Below are 17,437 nucleotides of genomic sequence, written 5' to 3'. Positions count from 1 at the left end.
TAATTCAGTTGTATACGTTCTATTGGAATGTGAATGGGCTCATGGTAAAATAACGGAGGGACGAAGTGGAGACCTGGATTATTGAATATATGAGCGAATATGGTTATTTGGCAATTTTTTTATTCATAACGGTTGAAAGTGTATTTCCACCAATCCCATCAGAAGTTATTTTAACGTTTGGTGGATATATGACAACATTCTCAAACGTGACGTACATTGGCGTCATCGTTGCAGCAACCCTTGGTTCACTAATTGGCTCGATGATTTTATATGGTATTGGGCAATTTGTAGATCTGAAACGTCTTGAAAAAGTAGTGGATCGATGGGGATATCTTTTGCGAGTTAGCCGTAAAGATATTTATCGTGCGGAAGCTTGGTTTGATAAATATGGACCGTGGACAGTTTTCTTTTTCAGGCTCGTTCCTCTTGGACGCAGTTTAGTATCGATTCCGGCGGGTATGGCAAATATGAATATACCTTTATTTCTACTATTAACTGGACTTGGAAGCTTGATATGGAATACGATACTTGTATCAATAGGCGTCCAATTTGTTGTAAATTGGAAAACGATTGTTTTCTACATAGACTTATATTCGAACGTTGTGTACGTACTATTAGCACTGAGCGGCGTCGTGACAATGATTTGGTACGTGCGATTCCGCAGAAAGAGAGCGTAAAAGTTATGGACTTATTAGAATTATTAAAAGCCCTGATTTTAGGGTTCGTTGAGGGTATGACAGAATTTGCACCGGTTTCTTCGACGGGGCACTTGATTATTGTTGATGATATGTGGTTAAAGATAGAGGATTTTCTTGGAGCACGCTCCAAATTTACGTTTATGATTCTCGTTCAGCTAGGCTCGATTCTAGCGGTTGTCGTTGTGTTTTGGAAACGACTCTTTAGTCTCGTTGGTCTCTATAAAATGGATGGTGTCAAAACGAATTCCAGTTTCAATTTGGCCCATGTAATTGTTGGGATGTTACCAGCTGTGATTCTAGGATTCGCATTTAAAGACTTTATTGATGAACATTTATTTGGAGTCGAAACGGTCATTTATGCACTTGTTGTAGGTTCAATTCTTATGATTGCGGCGGATAAATTGGGGCCTAAGAATCCAAAAGTAACAACATTGGACCAAATTACATATCGACAAGCATTTAAAGTGGGACTCGTCCAATGTTTGTCGCTATGGCCAGGATTTTCACGCTCGGGTGCAACAATTTCCGGTGGTGTTCTGTTCGGTATGAATCACCGAACAGCTGCCGATTTTACATTTATCATGGCAGTGCCGATTATGATGGGAGCCAGTCTTGTTTCAATCCTGAAAAATTGGGATGATCTATCCATGGATGATTTAGGATTTTACGTAGTTGGATTTATAAGCGCATTTGTGTTCGCACTCATTTCAATTCGCTTCTTCTTGCAATTGATTTCAAAAATAAAACTAGTACCGTTCGCAATATACAGACTTGTATTGGCTGCAATTCTAGCTATAATCGTATTTACGTAACTAAAAAATGTTCCGCGCATACTACATGCGCGGAACATTTTTTGTTTATCGCTCTTTGCTTAATTCATCATGGATGAGTTCCATGTTGTACTGTAGGTACTTCACGTACGTATCGATCTCTTCGCCTGGATTTCCAATTTCATCCGAATAAATCATTTTTTCGGCGATTGGAACACCGCTTTCTTTGGAAACAGTTTCCATAGGACGTGGATCAACATTCGATTCTACGAATAAAACAGGAACTTTATGGGTGTCTATAAAGTTTAAAAGATCTTTAATTTGCTTAGGAGAACCGTTTTCCTCTGTGTCAATTTCCCAGATGAAAGCTTCTTTTAATCCGTAATGATCGTTCATGTATTGGAATGCACGCTCACTTGTTACAAGCGTCCGATTCTCTTCAGGGATTGTACGGATTCGCTCAGCAAATTCTGCATCTAATTCTTGGAGTCGTTTGACATAGAGATCACCTTGTTCTTTAATTTTGTCTGCTTCACTTGGGTGTTTTGTTACCAATGCATCACGTAGATCTTCAGCCATCTTGACTCCAACACCGGGGTCGATGAATGAATGTGGGTTAACTTCTACTTCGCCGTCACCACTAGATAAGTACTTTGGTTCTACTCTTTCGTTTAAATTAAAAATGTTTTCGTCTTTTTGATTGACAGAATCCATCATTTTCATGAACCAACCATCTTCTCCACCTTCAAGATTGAGTCCGTTGTAGAAAAGAATATCTGCATCCGTAGCTGCTTTGATATCGTCAGGTAGCGGTTCGTATTCATGAGGATCGGTTCCGCTAGGCACTAAGTTATACACCTCAACCAAATCTCCACCAATTTCTCTTGCCATATCAGCAATGATTGTGAAAGAGGTAACAACTTTTAACTTTTCGCCTTCACTTGCTCCAGAGTCTGTATCTTTACTCCCGCATGCTGCTAACATAAATACAGTGAGTAAAGATAGACCGAGCCATTTAACTAAATTCTTCATGTAAATAATTCTACTCCTTCTTCTTTTATAATATATTTTATCCACTTAATCAGGAAAAAAATTGAAATTAAACCGCTGGAATTTTATTTTTCTTTTTTAATGTACGAATCTTTTTAATAACAATCCCTTGTTTCGGTGCGAATAAAAATGCGAGTAAGAAAATTCCGGTTGTAGCAAGCGCAATAACAGGTCCTGAAGGTAAGCTATATAAGAAACTAAAGTACAAGCCGATAACTGAAGACAGTGCGCCAAAGAATGCTGCCAATACAACCATGACAGACAAACGGTTTGTTAAAAGGTAAGCTGTTGATGCAGGTGTGATTAGCATCGATACGACTAAAATAACACCAACTGTCTGAAGCGAAGCGACTGTTACAAGTGTCAATAAAAACATAATTGAATAGTGAATGAAACGTGTATTTAACCCATAAGCTGCGGCCATTGTTTCATCGAAACTAGAAACAAGTAGTTCTTTAAAGAATAAGATCACGACGAGGATGACAAACGCGCCTATAATTAGCGTCAGCCACATATCCGAAGAACGAACGGTAAGAACGTTTCCAAATAAAATCTTTGTTAAATCCGTAGCACTTCCGGCTTTTGTAATTAAGATAATACCGAGTGCAAAGGCTGCTGAAAAGACGAGGCCGATAGAAGAATCATTTTTTATGCGACTGTTTTGCGTAATTGCACCGATTCCAAAAGCGGTCAAAATTCCTGTAGCAACTGCGCCGTAGAAGTAATTGATACCTAACATATAAGAGATGGCAACACCCGGTAGAACGGCATGTGAGATTGCGTCCCCCATTAAAGCCATCCCTCGAAGAACGATAAATGTTCCAATTACACCACAAATGATTCCGACCATTATTGAAGTAACAAATGCCTTTTGCAAAAAGGAATACGTCATTAAATCATTAAAAAACTCCATTACATTGAAACCTCCAAATCACTTAGAAAAAGTTGACGATTATATGCTTTCGTCATATTGTCAGATTGGAAGACTTTATTAACTGGACCTGAATCAATCAATTCTTTATTCATTAAGACCAATTCATCAAAATATTTTTTAACTTTCGATAAATCATGGTGTACAACGAAAACAATTTTACCGGCATCTTTTAGCTCGCGTAAGATGTTAATAATTACTTCTTCACTTGAAGCGTCAATCCCAACAAAAGGCTCATCTAGGAAAAAATAATCTGCCTTTTGTGCAAGTGCTCGAGCTAAAAAGACGCGCTGTTGCTGTCCGCCTGATAATTCACCAATTTGACGGTTTGCAAACTCCTCCATGCCTACTTGCTTAAGACATTCCAAAGCCCACAGTTTGTCTGCTTTTTTCGGTCGTCGGAGTAAGCCTGTTTTTGGATACGTACCAATAAGCACAGTATCTTTTACAACAATCGGGAAATTCCAGTCGATATTAGATCGTTGCGGAACGTAAGCAATTTGTTTACGTAATTGGTCGATGGTATTCGTACCAATTCTAACCTCGCCCTGATCTTTACGAATCAATCCAAGCATTGCTTTCAACATGGTCGATTTCCCAGCACCATTCGGTCCGAGCACCCCAATTAGATTTCCTGGATTGAAGGAAAAGGAGACGTCTTTTACAACTTCGTCTCCATCGTAAGAAACAGAAAGGTTTTTTACGGTTATTGAATCTATCATTATGTTGCCTCCTCATAAAGCGTTTGATTTAAGTGTTTCCTTCGTGCAACTTTTTATCCAGCCCTATTCTTGTAAATATGTAGGGGTACTGGGTTGCAACGAACTATTTGGATGTCATTAAATTTCATTAAATTTCAGTTGTTATATAGAATATGCAAAGAAAGTTTCCCTTGTGCAACATTCGTTATTTTTATTATAAACTAAAAGTTTCCCGCGTGCAACATTTAAATGAAAGAGTGCATCTAATTATTAAATATGGAGAAAACATTGCGAGTGTTTAGTAGCAAGAGTAGAAGTAGAACGATGTTCAAGTAATGGCAATGTAAGGCCCGCTTCTGATAAAATTAAGGAGCGAGACTGAGCGAACCAGTAAGCGGGATCCTTATGTAAAGAAACTGAAACAAGAATCAATTAATTCTGCCGCTATATCTAGTTGGGGATAAACCAAGCTACCATAGAATTAATCGCATCCGTGTAAATGATTACGTCATTATTGCCGAAGGGTTCCAGAAGCACGAAGGCGAATTGATTTGTTATTCATTACACTACTAAAAAAGGAAGTTTACTTTCTTTTTTTAGTTTTCTAATTCGAACAAGTAAGTTCCGCATGGCTTATTGTATAACGGTGGAATAGGAGAATGAAGATGACAAAATTAGTGACAACGAAATTATTATGGGATACACCTGAAAAATTACGTAGACTTCTGTGTGAACTTGTTAGTTGGGATAGCCGTACACTTACAGAAGGTGAGCGTACCTTCGCACCAAAACTAGAAGCTAAATTAAAAAGACTTTCTTATTTCGAAGAGAATCCGAATTACTTAGAATTGCACGATGCCGGAATGGGAAGGCAAACGGTCACAGCTTTATACAAACATCCAAATGCAACAGAAACAATCGTTCTTATTAGTCATTTCGATACGGTTCAAACAGAAGAGTATGGTGTGTTGGAACCGATTGCGTTTAATCCAGAAGAACTTACGAAAAAATTGTTAGAATATAAAGATGAACTGCCTGAGGATGCCCGAATCGACCTAGAGTCGGGCAAATACTTATTTGGTCGTGGCACGATGGATATGAAAATGGGGCTAGCGCTTCACATGGCCATAATTGAAAAAGCAAGCATTGAGAAATGGCCAATAAACCTTGTCCTTACGGCTGTACCAGATGAAGAGGTGAATTCAGCGGGTATGCGTGTTGCTGTGGAGGAACTTGTACGTTTGCGGGATGAACACAATCTCACGTATAAGTTGTTTTTCAACAGTGAACCGTCGTTTTCTCAAGGACCTGGGGACATTAAAGAATACATTTACACCGGAACGATTGGTAAAATTATGCCCGCTGCACTCTTTTATGGAAAAGAAACGCATGTGGGGGAGCCGATGAAAGGGATAACAGCGAATTATATCGCCTCATTCCTTACACAACGGATGGAATGGAATGAGGCTTTCCGAGAAACGGATCTCGGGGAGAGCACACCTTTACCGGTTTCATTGCAACAAAAGGATTTAAAGACACAATATTCGACGCAAACACCGTATCGCGCGGCGGCTCTGTATAATGTCTTTTTAATGAAGCGAACGGCTGCTGAAGTGATGGATATTTTCAGAGAAGTGGCGAATGAAGCGATGGCGGCGTGCAATGATGCTTACACTCAAATCTGTCAGCGGGAGAACATTGCTGGTGTTGGAGAAGTAAGTGTGTTGAGTTATGAAGAGTTGCTTTCGTATGCAGAGAAAAAGGTCGGTGCTGAAGAAGTGCAGCGTTTGAAAACTCAGGTGCTTGAAAACGAGGCGTGGGATGACCGAGAGATGTCCCTTCGTATTGTTGATAACTTAATGATTGAGTGTCAGGAGTTAGCCCCTGCGACTGTCATTTTGTATGCACCGCCGTATTATCCTGCAGTGAATACGTCAGATGATCCGCTGATTAAGAAGGCTGTGGAATTGGTACAAAAAGAAGTAGCGAAGTTTGGCCAAGAAGTTGAGCAAATCCATTATTTCAACGGCATTTGTGACTTGAGCTACGTGAATTATGAAGATGAGAATGACGGCTGGACGGCGTTTGAGAAAAATACGCCGGTTTGGGGAGACACGTATCGCATTCCTTTTGCTGAGATGGCTGAACTGCGGGCACCTGTGTTAAACGTAGGTCCGTTTGGTAAAGATGCACATCAACGAACAGAACGTCTGCATGTGGACAGTGCGTTTGTTGAGATGCCGCAAGTGTTGGAAACTTTAATAAGAAGTTTATTTGAAAAATAATTCGGTTCCGTATCAGATAACGTCTGGTGCGGAATCTTTTTTGTGTTCAAATTAGTAAACGAAGGGGAGTAAATCTGATAAGCTAAAAGAAAAACGGTAGGTGAGCGCGATGAAAGAACGGATCTTAATAATAGAAGATGAAGAAAGTATAGCGCGTGTGTTACAGCTTGAGTTGGAGTTTGAAGGTTATGAGACGGAGGCGGCGCACACGGGACCTGATGGACTTATTAAATATCGGGAGCAGCAATGGGACCTCGTGTTACTAGATCTAATGCTTCCTGGGTTAAATGGGCTCGATGTTCTTCGGCGCATTCGCGCTACAGAGCATACGACACACGTTATTTTATTGACAGCAAAAGACGATGTAAAAGATAAAGTAGCTGGGCTCGATTTAGGGGCCAATGATTATGTCACCAAACCTTTTGAAATCGATGAACTGCTCGCGAGAATTCGTTCAGCTCTACGATTTTCGGCGCCTGCCGCTGTTGAAAAGGATCCGTTTTTGCATGAGTTCGCCGGATTATCGATTCATGAACAGACGCGCGACGTCAAACGAGATGGAAAAAGCATCGATTTAACTCCTCGTGAATATGACTTGTTGTTGTATTTGCTGCGGCATCCGAACTTGGTGCTCTCAAGGGAGCAGTTGCTCGATGCGGTGTGGGGATTCGATTATTACGGGGATACGAATATCGTTGACGTTTATATTCGATATGTGCGAAAGAAAATTGACCAAGATCCCGATGCGACGCTTATTCAAACGGTACGTGGTGTAGGGTATGTGTTGAAGGAGCAGTCGACATGAGGCTGAAAACCAGAATTCATCTGTTTTCAACGCTGCTGATGCTCCTAATATTAATCATTACAAGCACCGCAATCTATTTCACATTTAAAAATTTGGCGTACAAAACAGAATACAATCAGTTGAACGTAAACGCAGAAGAGTTAACGGAAACATTAAGCCAAGCAACCGAACAGGTGGATCCGGTACAAGTGCTTCGGGCGTATCTTCCACCACATTCGGGAATTCGGATTATCGATGGTACCGGTGCTGTGAGAATTGCTGTTCAAAACGTCACCGGGTTAGAGTCTTATCATTCGGAAAAACCTAAACATGGAAGCTATTCAATCGGTACGTTCGAAAACACGCCTGTATTATCTCTTCGTGAACCGGTCATTTGGACAAATGGTGAAGTACTGGAGTTGGAGATGGTTCAGCTTTTGGTCGACGTAAAGCACAATTTGCAAACACTAGTCTTTATTTTATCAGGTGTTTTGCTCGTGGCGATGGTCCTCATAACCGTTTCGAGTATCGCGTTAGTGCGCGTTATTACGCAACCGGTTGAAAAATTGATTCATACGATGGCTCGCATTCAAAAAGACGGGAAATATGAGCAAATTCAAGTCTCTTCGGACGGGAAAGATGAAATGTCGCAAATGGGACGAACATTCAATGACATGATGATGCAGTTGGAACGCAATTTTAATCAGCAAGAAGAGTTCGTATCCAATGCTTCCCACGAATTAAAAACACCTCTCACTGTTATCGAAAGTTATGCGCGTTTGTTAAAAAGGCAGGGGTTTGATAACCGAGAGATTGCAGAAGAGGCGGTTCAAGCAATTTTAGGCGAATCAAATCGCATGAAGGAAATGATCGAACAACTCCTTCACCTTGCACGTAGTCATGAACAATTTGTCGTTTCAATTACAAACACAAATGTCTATGAACAAGTCGAACGTACTTTGCAACCGTTACGCCAGGCTTATGGAAGAGACTATACAATAGAAGGAACTGATTCGCTAGACATTGAAACAGACCCAGAAGTATTGAGGCAACTACTCTTTATTCTGCTAGATAATGCAAGAAAATACAGCGATAAGGAAATTAAAACAGTGCTTACAGAAACCGAAACTACTGTAGTTATCTCCGTTATTGATTATGGAAACGGAATTCCTGAAGACTCACTCCCTGAACTCTTTAATCGTTTTTACCGGGTTGAAGAGGACCGGAACCGAAAAACGGGCGGGACTGGACTTGGCCTTGCGATCGCCAAAGAACTAGCGATGGGCATAGGTGCCGAGTTAAGCGTCGAAAGTATCGTTGGAATGGGGACAACTTTTCGTCTAGTACTCCCCAAAAAGCAGCTTCTCACTGAATTTTAATATTGGGGGAGTAAGATGAAGTTAAGGAGGTAGGTACGATGAATTTAACGAGTAAAAAGTGGATCATTCCAACTCTACTTACATGTGTAATTATAATCGCAGTAGCTTTATATATAGGAAGTATCGTTTCAAAAAAAGAACTTCTTTCAGAACAAGACGTCCGACAACAAATCGAAACGAAGTATAAAGGGGCCGTTGAAGGAATCACGTTAGAAAAGGATTTCTATTTGGCGGAATTAAACCGAGACGGCGCACTCTATTCGGTTGCTGTGGACGCACAAACCGGAAAAGTGTATTCGCTCACACTTACTCAAGCGAATCCTGTGGAAGAACAAGTCCAGGTGATTCCAGAACAAGAGATTCGAGAATGGGTAGCGACAACTTATGCAGGTGAAGTCGAACGGATTTCATTGCAAGAAGCGAATGGCGATCCTGTCTATGATCTTGCGTACTCAAAAGATCAGAACTTGGTGAAAATGACGGTTAATGCTTTAACAGGTGAAGTGATTTCGGAAGAAGTAAAGAGTTCGGTCAATAAACCTGTCGAAGAGCCTGCGAAAGAGAATGTCGAAAAGCCAGTAACTCAACCAGAGAAAACACCTGTGAAAAAACCCGCAACTGAAAAAGTGTTAATTACGAGAGAAAAGGCAATTGAAATTGCCTTAAGCCAATTAAAAGGTGAAGTTGAATACGTTGAATTTGAATCCACATCAGACGGTGGTTATTATTTAGTAGAAATTGAACAGGACAACGAAGACAGTGACGACCTCGAAGCTGTCTTTCAAATCCACGCCGTTTCAGGAAAAATTATGAGTGTTACATGGGATGACTAATTCTCTCATCAAATTCTAATAATCCTCTCCGTGTATTCTCACCTTCAACTTGTAAGATGAAGTTAAGAGATCAAGAGGAGGAGAAAGAATATGAAAAAGTGGATGATGATTCCTGCACTTGCAGGCGTGGTAGCATTAGGTGGCGTTGCTCTCGTGGCAAATGCCGATAAGGCGGACAACTGGTTAACAGAAAGTTATGTATCAGTGCAGGACGTAGAGAAAAAAGCGGTAGAAGCTGTCGGTGGAATAGTTACAGACATTGAGCTCGATAGTGAAGACGAGGGCTTTATTTACGAAGTTGACGTTCAAGTAGATGAGATTGAATACGAATTAGATATAGACGCAGTATCGGGTGAAGTGTTGCGCACGAAGCAAGACGACGATGACGATAAAATCATATCGACTACTAAAAGAGAAGCGGTTTCAAACAGTAATAAAGACCATTTAACGATTGATCAAGTAATTGCAATTGCTAAGAAAAAAGTTCAAGGTGTTGTAACTGACGTCGAATTAGATACGGAAGACGGACGCCTGCAATATGAAATTGATATTCAAGACGGCAACGTTGAATATGAATTTGAAATTGATGCGTACACAGGAGAAATTCTTGAATTTGAACGTGACGAAGATTAATAAAACGGTGTGAAACCAAGTATTGGTTTCACGCCGTTTTTTTGTTTATGACAACGAATAGGTTTTTCCGACAACAGCAAGTTCAGCAGGACCCGTGTATTCTAGTTTGGTGGCATCTAAAATGTCTTGGACATCGCCGTATTGAGGTAAATGTGTCAACAGGAGTTGCTTCACTTCCGCCTTTTGCGCTAATAGGCCGGCTTCACTCCCGGCCATATGTCCAGGTGCTTTCCCTTTATGCATTTCGTATAAATTTGCCTCTGAAATTAGTAAATCAGTGTTATGTGCAAATGCAATAAGTTCTTCGCACCATGCCGTGTCCGCCGTTAAAACAACCGATTTTTCGCCTAAGGTGAACTTCATCGCTAGGCAATAGACGGGATGGATGGTTTCACAAAACGAAACTGTGAATGGCCCGATTTGGATGCTTTTATCTTCGGAAATTTCATGGGCGACGGTGCGACCTTCAAAAGAAAGTTTCGCGTAGTTTTCTGGATCTTTAGTATGCCCGTAAATTGGTAAGATCGGAGTTGATTTCCCTAGGTGAAAATCAATTAACCTACTAAACTGTAAGCTTCCAATATCTGCAATATGATCTGCATGGTAATGACTAATCACAACGGCATCCAGTTGGTCTAGAGAAACGAAATTTTGTAAACTCGAAAGAACACCGCTGCCGCAATCAATTAAGCAGTGAAATCCATCATGTTCAATTAAAAAAGAAGATGTCGCCTCGTTAGCCTTCGGAAAACCGCCCCAAATTCCAATCGGTATAATATTCAATAAATAGACCTCCATAATTAAATTTACAATCTTCTTTATAGTTTACATCTAGAAATTGCGTTTGCAAAGTTTGAAAAGGAATTCGGATGTCCGCTGAATTCAGGTTAATGTACGCTGAATCACACCAGAAGTCTTCAGGGAGTAAATTTGAACATAGTAATGTATAATGATGGGAGTTATGTTTGGTAAGGAGGAAATAATTTTGGATACTAAAGAGTTTAGGAACTGTATGGGGCATTTTGCTACAGGGGTAACCGTTGTAACCTGTGATACCAACGGAGAAAAACATGGATTTACTGCAAACTCATTCACTTCAGTTTCCCTCGATCCGCCACTTGTACTCGTTTCAGTGGATCGTAAAATAAGGGCCTTTAATCATTTAAAAGATAATCACTTCACTGTGAATATTTTAAAAGGTAATCAAGAAGATACGGCAATGCACTTTGCCGGAAGACCAGCTAATGAGTTACCGTTTGAATGGGAAAAAGGTGAAAAATCACCTCGCCTAAAAGAATCTCTAGCATTTGTCGACTGTGAACCATGGGCGGCATATGATGGTGGAGACCATGTGTTATACGTTGGGAAAGTAACGAAGTTTGGATATAACGATGGGGACGCTTTAGGTTACTTCGGCGGAAAGTTTTTTACAATTCCCGAAAAACATTAAAGGTGTTCTGAATACAAACAACTGTCGTTTTTGTGTGTATGTAATTCAGACAGCGAACGGTAAGAATGAGTAAAAAATATCTAATAAAAGCATGAAAAGAGTTAGACGTTACTAGATTTACTAGTAATGTCTTTTTTTATTTTCCCTATCTATTTTAACTAGGAAAGTAGTTGTATGGGCTAGTTTAGTATACAAAATTCAAAGTTTACTGGAGTTTTATAATATCATTTTACTCTGTTTTTGAATATTGGCACGAATATTGCAACATGTATTAGGTATAAAGAGAAACTAGGATATTACAAAGATCAGATTAAGGAGCTGAAAGAAAGGAGAGTTCTTTAGAACAATGCTAGTCAAGTAGAAAGGAGGAAATATTAATATGAATGCAAACGTACTTGGTGTAAATATGGTGAAATTTACAAAGCCCGGCCTGAATGAACCTTATGAAATAATGGCAGCAAAAGCAGTAAAGGGTGCATTAGAAGATGCAGGAATTGGTTATCAAGATGTTCAACAAGCTTATGCAAGTTATGTATATGGGGACAGCACTTGTGGTCAAACAGCATTATATCAAGTCGGGATGACGGGAATTCCGATTATTAACGTCAATAATAACTGTTCATCAGGTTCTACTGCTTTGTATATGGCTCGGCAGGCAGTAGAATCTGGCGAAGTAGATTGTGCTTTGGCGGTCGGTTTTGAAGAAATGAAGCCAGGTGCTTTAGGCAGTGTTTGGAATGATCGAACGCCTCCAATGGGGTGGGCAGCAAACCGATTAATTGAATTGGAGCCAGATTTACCGGATGTACCTCTGGCGTTGAAAATGTTCGGTGCTGGCGGAAAAGAATATTTGGAAAAGTACGGAGCGGATCCGAATATTTTTGCGAAAGTAGCAGTGAAGTCTAGAAGTCACGCTGTTAAAAACCCGTATTCGATGTTTGAAAAGCCACTTACGATTGAGGAAGTCATGAATGCACCGGTTTTATTTCCAACGTTGACCCGTTTTATGGCTTGCCCGCCAACTTGTGGAGCTGCGGCAGCGATTATTTGTAGTAAAGAATTTGCTGAAAAACACGGAATAACTAATGCAGTGGAAATTGTTGGTCAGGCAATGACTACGGATACAAATGCTAGTTATGAGGATCCGATGACACTAATTGGCTCTGAAATGACAAAACGTGCTGCCCAGCAAGTATATGAAAAAGCAGGTATAGGCCCCGAAGATGTGGATGTTGTTGAGCTTCATGATTGTTTCACGCCAAACGAAGTCATTACGTATGAAGGCTTAGGGCTTTGTGGAGTAGGAGAGGCAGAAAAATTCATCAATGACGGGAATAATACGTATGGTGGGAAGTACGTCGTCAATCCATCTGGTGGCTTAATGTCGAAAGGGCATCCTCTCGGTGCAACAGGTTTGGCACAGTGTACAGAACTTGTTTGGCAATTACGTGGTCAGGCTGATAAGCGTCAAGTAGAAGGTGCAAAAATTGCACTCCAACATAATCTTGGTCTAGGAGGTGCCTGTGTCACAACGATGTATAAACTTAATTAAATGAAAGTAATGGGGGGCTATTTGCTATAATTGAAGCGAGTTCTTATTCTATTATGAAAATCGCACAATTTAGTAAATAAAAAGGAGCTGAGAGTCATGTTGAAATTACCACAGCTGATCACCCCTATCAAACATTTTTTATTTCCAGAAAGCACGCTTCAAGAAGCGATTGAGTTAATGAAACGGTCCAAATGGAATACAATTCCTGTCCTAAATAATACCCGTCAAGTAGTTGGCGTGTTTACAAGAACCGAATTATATGATGCATTACTTGATGGAAAACCCATGGATACAATTATTGCCCCTTTAATGAAAACTGATGTAATTACATTCACTGTAAACTCTAGTAATCTGTGGCTACAAAGAGATCTTGAAAAATCGAAGGTAGGAATGGCCATTGTTGTAGATGAAGAGGGAAAGGTAGTAGGCCAAGTCACTAAAACTGACGTTATTTTTGCACTGTTAGAAACGACCAAATCACTTCAACAACGCCAAGAGGAAATTTTAGATATTTCCGGATTAGGTGCGCTTGTCATCGACCAACATTACCGAATTGTCTATAGCAATCCAAAGTTTTGTCTGATGAGCAATTATACGGAGTCTGAACTACTTCATATGGATGTATCGAATGTAATATCTAAAATTCAATTGGAAAGTATGCGGCAGTCGGATCATTACCGGCTTCGGATTGGAGAATTTAACACACTAGCTCGTATATCAGAACATCAGATACCAAAAGGTGAAAGAGGACATATTATTCTTTTTCAAGATATTACGGATGTAGAAAAAATGGCTCAAGAGTTACAAACGGTTTTAAAGATGAAAAGCATCATGCAAACGGTTATTAATAACACTTATGATGGTCTAATTATGATCGATGAATTTGAAATGATTACATTTATTAGTCCCTCTTTACAAGAGTTATTCGCGCTGGAAGAAAAGAAAGTTCTGCATCAGTCAGTAGATGATGTTTTTCCGCAATTGGAATTATCAAAAACGATTAAATCTGGGACCCCTGAATTCAGCGACATGATGGAAGTTAACGGTATTCGTTACACGGTACATCGTATTCCGGTTTTTCAAGACGATGAGTTGATAGGTGTTATTGGAAAAATTTCATTTCGTGGTTTAAATGAAATGCAAGAGGTATTTAAGCGGTTTGAAAAAAGGGAAATGGATAAGCAGAAAACATCAGTTAGGCAGCGTGAAACTACTCGATTCACGATTGATCAAATTATCACACAAGATGAGCAGATGGAAAAACTGATTCGTTCGACATATAAAATGGCGAAAGGAACATCGACGGTTCTCATACGAGGAGATAGTGGAACTGGAAAAGAGCTCTTTGCCCATTCAATTCATAGTAGTAGCCCTAGAAAAGACAGCCCATTCGTCATTGTGAACTGTGCTGCCATTCCTGAACATCTATTGGAGTCAGAATTTTTCGGATACGAGGAAGGCGCATTTACTGGAGCGAAGCAAAAAGGAAAAAAAGGGAAGTTTGAATTAGCAAATGGTGGTACGTTGTTTTTGGATGAAGTAGGAGATATGTCGTTGCAACTTCAAGCAAAAATGCTTCGCGTCTTGCAAGATAAAGAGTTTTACCGAGTAGGCGGAGTGGAACAAATACAAGTTGATGTAAGAATTATAGCCGCAACAAATCGCCCACTTGAAGAAATGGTAGCAAGCGGAGAATTCCGAGAGGATCTATTTTATCGTTTAAATGTTATTTCATTTGAAATTCCTCCACTAAGAGAACGAAAGAAAGATATATTACTCCTAAGTAAGTCATTAATAAAAGATTTGAATCGCTTAAATGGGGTAAGTATTACCGGCATCGACCCGTTGGCTGAACAAGTAATGCTAGATTATGATTGGCCAGGAAATGTTCGGGAACTTCGAAACGTACTTGAACGTGCAACGATTTTTGCGGACCACGGGAAGATTGAGCTTGAAGATTTACCACAATATGTTGTGAATAAAGTAGGGGTGCCTGCAAAAGCAGAACTTGAAGAACTAAAAATCTCGTTATTGGAAAAAGCCGAAAAAGAAACGATTGAACAAGTACTCGAAAAAACAAGTGGCAATAAATCTCAAGCGGCAATTTTGTTGGGTATGAGTCGTTCTGTACTCTATGACCGCATCAAGAAATATCAAATAGCTGGTTCCTAAAGGCAACGAAAGAGGAGGTGAAAGAATGTATTTTGATGATTTTAAGGTTGGGCAGGTGTATACAACAGGTTCCTATCTAGTTTCAAAAGAAGAAATTATAGCTTTCGCTTCTCGGTATGACCCACAAGATATTCATATGAATGAACAAAAGGCGAGAAATGGTCCTTTTAAAGGAATTATTGCTTCAGGGCTTCTTACACTGGGAATTGCTACGAAATTAGGCGTTGAAATTGGAAGCATGACGGAAAAGTTCATTTGCGGTGTTGGATGTGATGAAGTTCGGTTTTTAGAGCCCGTATATCCATCGGACTTATTAACCGCACACATTGAAGTGGTTGAATGTACACCTCACTTCAAAAAAGATGATCGAGGGTTTGTTTCATTTTTTTACAAAGTTAAAAATCAGCGTGAAAAGGTCGTTCTAACGTTTCTATTAAAGGGTTTGCATGAGCGTGATCAATCGCTCGTTCAAATATAAGTAGTCTTTACGAATTTTTGTTTAACGTCTCATTTAAAGTTTATTAATGCCGCATTTTCGGTGCAAGAAAAGAATATCAAAAAAATATTTAATTATGAGGAGGATATAATATGATTTTTACTAAAAGTTTAATACATGCAGCACGGACGTATCCAGAGAAGATAGCAATTATTGACGGCGCGCACAAATTTACTTACCGGGAACTAGCAAATAGAACAGCAAAAATTAAGCAGACTTTACTAGATATGGGAGTTAAAAAAGGTGATCGCATAGGCATGCTCATGTTGAATGATTTCCGCTATATCGAATTGATGTATGCAATGTCTTCATTTGGTGCAATTACGGTACCGCTTAATATTCGATCGAATCCTGAAGAACTTGCATTTGTTTTAAGAAATGCAGGTGTAACTGTATTATATGTGCACAAAGAATTTTTACAGGTTGTGCCTTATTTGAAAGAGAATGCACCTAAAGTTGGTCAGTTCATAATTGCTGAAGATGCCGAAGTTGTGAAGTCAGTAGACTCGGAGGGTATGCACTCGTATGAGAAGTTGATCGATGAACAACCTGAAAGCAGGTTAACTCACGAAGGCGTTGAGGAAGAGGACGTTATTGGTATTTTTTATACGGGAGGTACAACCGGTCGACCTAAAGGGGTTATTTTGACGCATAAAAATTTAACGATAAATTCATATCACTTGAAGACGAATATAGATTATTCAGAAGATGATATATATCTACATGCTGCGCCAATGTTCCACTTAGCGGATCAGGCCTCAACAAATATGTTTACAATGTTAGGGGGAACCCATGCGATTATCCGTATGTTTACTCCGAAAGCTGTGCTTCAAGCTTTTCAAGAATCGAAAGTTACAGCATGTACACTCGTTCCAACAATGTTGACCTTCCTATTTCACGACCCTGAATTTGAAAAATATGATATTAGTTCTGTTAAACGAGTATTATACGGAGCATCACCAATGTCGCCAGAATTGCTGAAAAAGGCACAGAAAATGATGCCGCATACGAAGTTTAACCAAGCATTTGGTATGACAGAAGCATCGCCAGTATTAACAATTTTAAAAGAAAAGGATCACATTATAGGTGGAACCAAAAAACAGGAGAAACGCTTAACTTCAGTAGGGCAACCAGTTCAAGGTGTGGAGCTTAAAGTCGTGAATCCTGAAGGTGTGGAAGTGGAAACAAATCAAGTGGGGGAAATCATCGCCAAAGGTCCGAATATTATGAAAGGTTATTGGGACCTGCCGGAAGAAACAGAAAATGCACTTCGTGACGGTTGGTATTACACAGGGGATGTAGGTTATAAGGATGAGGATGAGTATTATTACATCGTTGACCGCGCGAAAGACATGATTATTACAGGCGGAGAGAATGTATATTCACTCGAAGTTGAAAATGTATTATCTAGTCACCCGGCTGTTTTGGAGTGTGCGGTATTCGGCGTTCCAGATGAAAAATGGGGCGAGGTTGTAAAAGCTTGTATAGTTCTTAAAGTACCTGATTCAGTGACTTCTGAAGAGATAGTTTCGTTCGTTAGACCACATCTAGCAAATTATAAAGTTCCAAAATCAATTGAAATTCTAGACGAAATTCCAAAGAGCGGTGCGGGTAAGATTTTAAAGAGAACGCTACGTGATCAGTACTGGGAAGATTCGAAGAAAAAAGTTAACTAAGTTATAGGGATAAAAAGGGGTAGTTAA

At 39.8% G+C, this 17,437-nt stretch carries 16 protein-coding genes; 12 read left to right on the top strand and 4 right to left on the bottom strand.

The genetic code is table 11. The features are described from left to right. Positions 1 to 65: 65 nt before the first annotated feature. Both ACXYMX_RS11330 and ACXYMX_RS11325 read left to right on the top strand, forming a co-directional pair. On the top strand, positions 66 to 677 hold the full coding sequence (locus ACXYMX_RS11330; RefSeq protein ID WP_459044346.1) for a DedA family protein: 612 nt from the start codon (positions 66 to 68) through the stop codon (positions 675 to 677). A gap of 5 nt (positions 678 to 682) precedes the next feature. Next, entirely contained in the window at positions 683 to 1,510 is an 828-nt protein-coding gene (locus ACXYMX_RS11325) for an undecaprenyl-diphosphate phosphatase (RefSeq protein WP_459044345.1), read from the top strand. A gap of 45 nt (positions 1,511 to 1,555) precedes the next feature. Here ACXYMX_RS11325 and ACXYMX_RS11320 read toward each other — a convergent pair whose 3' ends face one another. The 3 genes from ACXYMX_RS11320 to ACXYMX_RS11310 form a co-directional block, all read right to left on the bottom strand. Continuing rightward, positions 1,556 to 2,500 carry a metal ABC transporter solute-binding protein, Zn/Mn family gene (locus ACXYMX_RS11320; protein WP_459044344.1) on the bottom strand — a complete coding sequence of 315 codons (945 nt, stop codon included), beginning with the start codon at positions 2,498 to 2,500 and terminating at the stop codon, positions 1,556 to 1,558. 67 nt (positions 2,501 to 2,567) lie between these two features. Then, the gene (locus ACXYMX_RS11315) at positions 2,568 to 3,431 is read right to left on the bottom strand and encodes a metal ABC transporter permease (RefSeq protein WP_459044343.1); all 864 of its coding nucleotides are present in this window, start codon (positions 3,429 to 3,431) and stop codon (positions 2,568 to 2,570) included. Further along, positions 3,431 to 4,171, bottom strand: a complete 741-nt coding sequence (locus ACXYMX_RS11310; protein ID WP_459044342.1) for a metal ABC transporter ATP-binding protein — start codon at positions 4,169 to 4,171, stop codon at positions 3,431 to 3,433. The genes ACXYMX_RS11315 and ACXYMX_RS11310 overlap by 1 nt, the downstream gene beginning before the upstream one ends. 644 nt (positions 4,172 to 4,815) lie before the next feature. Here ACXYMX_RS11310 and ACXYMX_RS11305 point away from each other — a divergent pair. From ACXYMX_RS11305 to ACXYMX_RS11285, 5 genes are all read left to right on the top strand, one after another. After that, positions 4,816 to 6,435 carry a M20/M25/M40 family metallo-hydrolase gene (locus ACXYMX_RS11305; protein WP_459044341.1) on the top strand — a complete coding sequence of 540 codons (1,620 nt, stop codon included), beginning with the start codon at positions 4,816 to 4,818 and terminating at the stop codon, positions 6,433 to 6,435. 109 nt (positions 6,436 to 6,544) lie between these two features. Further along, positions 6,545 to 7,240 (top strand): response regulator transcription factor, encoded by a 696-nt coding sequence (locus ACXYMX_RS11300; protein WP_459044340.1) that lies wholly within the window; start codon positions 6,545 to 6,547, stop codon positions 7,238 to 7,240. Next, positions 7,237 to 8,598 (top strand): sensor histidine kinase, encoded by a 1,362-nt coding sequence (locus ACXYMX_RS11295; RefSeq protein WP_459044339.1) that lies wholly within the window; start codon positions 7,237 to 7,239, stop codon positions 8,596 to 8,598. The genes ACXYMX_RS11300 and ACXYMX_RS11295 overlap by 4 nt, the downstream gene beginning before the upstream one ends. A 38-nt stretch (positions 8,599 to 8,636) precedes the next feature. Continuing rightward, a complete protein-coding gene (locus ACXYMX_RS11290; RefSeq protein WP_459044338.1) occupies positions 8,637 to 9,431 on the top strand; it encodes a PepSY domain-containing protein in 795 nt (264 codons plus the stop codon). A 90-nt stretch (positions 9,432 to 9,521) separates the two neighbouring features. After that, complete coding sequence (locus ACXYMX_RS11285; RefSeq protein WP_459044337.1) at positions 9,522 to 10,064, top strand: PepSY domain-containing protein; 543 nt, start codon at positions 9,522 to 9,524, stop codon at positions 10,062 to 10,064. Positions 10,065 to 10,109: 45 nt separating this feature from the next. On the opposite strand, the gene ACXYMX_RS11280 is transcribed toward ACXYMX_RS11285, so the two are convergent. Further along, a complete protein-coding gene (locus ACXYMX_RS11280; protein ID WP_459044336.1) occupies positions 10,110 to 10,847 on the bottom strand; it encodes an MBL fold metallo-hydrolase in 738 nt (245 codons plus the stop codon). Positions 10,848 to 11,049: 202 nt separating this feature from the next. On the opposite strand from ACXYMX_RS11280, the gene ACXYMX_RS11275 reads away from it, so the two are divergent. The 5 genes from ACXYMX_RS11275 to ACXYMX_RS11255 all read left to right on the top strand — a co-directional run bounded on the left by ACXYMX_RS11275 (position 11,050) and on the right by ACXYMX_RS11255 (position 17,410). Further along, complete coding sequence (locus tag ACXYMX_RS11275; protein WP_459044335.1) at positions 11,050 to 11,514, top strand: flavin reductase family protein; 465 nt, start codon at positions 11,050 to 11,052, stop codon at positions 11,512 to 11,514. A gap of 379 nt (positions 11,515 to 11,893) precedes the next feature. Next, complete coding sequence (locus ACXYMX_RS11270; protein ID WP_459044334.1) at positions 11,894 to 13,066, top strand: lipid-transfer protein; 1,173 nt, start codon at positions 11,894 to 11,896, stop codon at positions 13,064 to 13,066. Between the two features lie 96 nt (positions 13,067 to 13,162). After that, positions 13,163 to 15,238, top strand: coding sequence for a sigma 54-interacting transcriptional regulator (locus ACXYMX_RS11265; protein ID WP_459044333.1), 2,076 nt, complete (start codon positions 13,163 to 13,165; stop codon positions 15,236 to 15,238). Between the two features lie 25 nt (positions 15,239 to 15,263). Next, the gene (locus ACXYMX_RS11260; RefSeq protein ID WP_459044332.1) at positions 15,264 to 15,716 is read left to right on the top strand and encodes a MaoC/PaaZ C-terminal domain-containing protein; all 453 of its coding nucleotides are present in this window, start codon (positions 15,264 to 15,266) and stop codon (positions 15,714 to 15,716) included. Between the two features lie 110 nt (positions 15,717 to 15,826). Continuing rightward, entirely contained in the window at positions 15,827 to 17,410 is a 1,584-nt protein-coding gene (locus tag ACXYMX_RS11255; RefSeq protein ID WP_459044331.1) for a long-chain-fatty-acid--CoA ligase, read from the top strand. The last annotated feature ends 27 nt before the right edge of the window (positions 17,411 to 17,437 follow it).

This window comes from Sporosarcina sp. CAU 1771, from assembly GCF_054482775.1.
This window is presented reverse-complemented; position numbering and strand designations above follow the sequence as displayed.

Bases quoted from the DNA above. Each gene is read 5' to 3' on its own strand.
- ACXYMX_RS11270 (WP_459044334.1), top strand. From the start codon at position 11,894: ATGAATGCAAACGTACTTGGTGTAAATATGGTGAAATTTACAAAGCCC.
- ACXYMX_RS11315 (WP_459044343.1), bottom strand. From the start codon at position 3,431: ATGGAGTTTTTTAATGATTTAATGACGTATTCCTTTTTGCAAAAGGCA.
- ACXYMX_RS11300 (WP_459044340.1), top strand. From the start codon at position 6,545: ATGAAAGAACGGATCTTAATAATAGAAGATGAAGAAAGTATAGCGCGT.
- ACXYMX_RS11285 (WP_459044337.1), top strand. From the start codon at position 9,522: ATGAAAAAGTGGATGATGATTCCTGCACTTGCAGGCGTGGTAGCATTA.
- ACXYMX_RS11325 (WP_459044345.1), top strand. From the start codon at position 683: ATGGACTTATTAGAATTATTAAAAGCCCTGATTTTAGGGTTCGTTGAG.
- ACXYMX_RS11310 (WP_459044342.1), bottom strand. From the start codon at position 4,171: ATGATAGATTCAATAACCGTAAAAAACCTTTCTGTTTCTTACGATGGA.
- ACXYMX_RS11265 (WP_459044333.1), top strand. From the start codon at position 13,163: ATGTTGAAATTACCACAGCTGATCACCCCTATCAAACATTTTTTATTT.
- ACXYMX_RS11320 (WP_459044344.1), bottom strand. From the start codon at position 2,500: ATGAAGAATTTAGTTAAATGGCTCGGTCTATCTTTACTCACTGTATTT.
- ACXYMX_RS11255 (WP_459044331.1), top strand. From the start codon at position 15,827: ATGATTTTTACTAAAAGTTTAATACATGCAGCACGGACGTATCCAGAG.
- ACXYMX_RS11305 (WP_459044341.1), top strand. From the start codon at position 4,816: ATGACAAAATTAGTGACAACGAAATTATTATGGGATACACCTGAAAAA.
- ACXYMX_RS11295 (WP_459044339.1), top strand. From the start codon at position 7,237: ATGAGGCTGAAAACCAGAATTCATCTGTTTTCAACGCTGCTGATGCTC.
- ACXYMX_RS11290 (WP_459044338.1), top strand. From the start codon at position 8,637: ATGAATTTAACGAGTAAAAAGTGGATCATTCCAACTCTACTTACATGT.
- ACXYMX_RS11260 (WP_459044332.1), top strand. From the start codon at position 15,264: ATGTATTTTGATGATTTTAAGGTTGGGCAGGTGTATACAACAGGTTCC.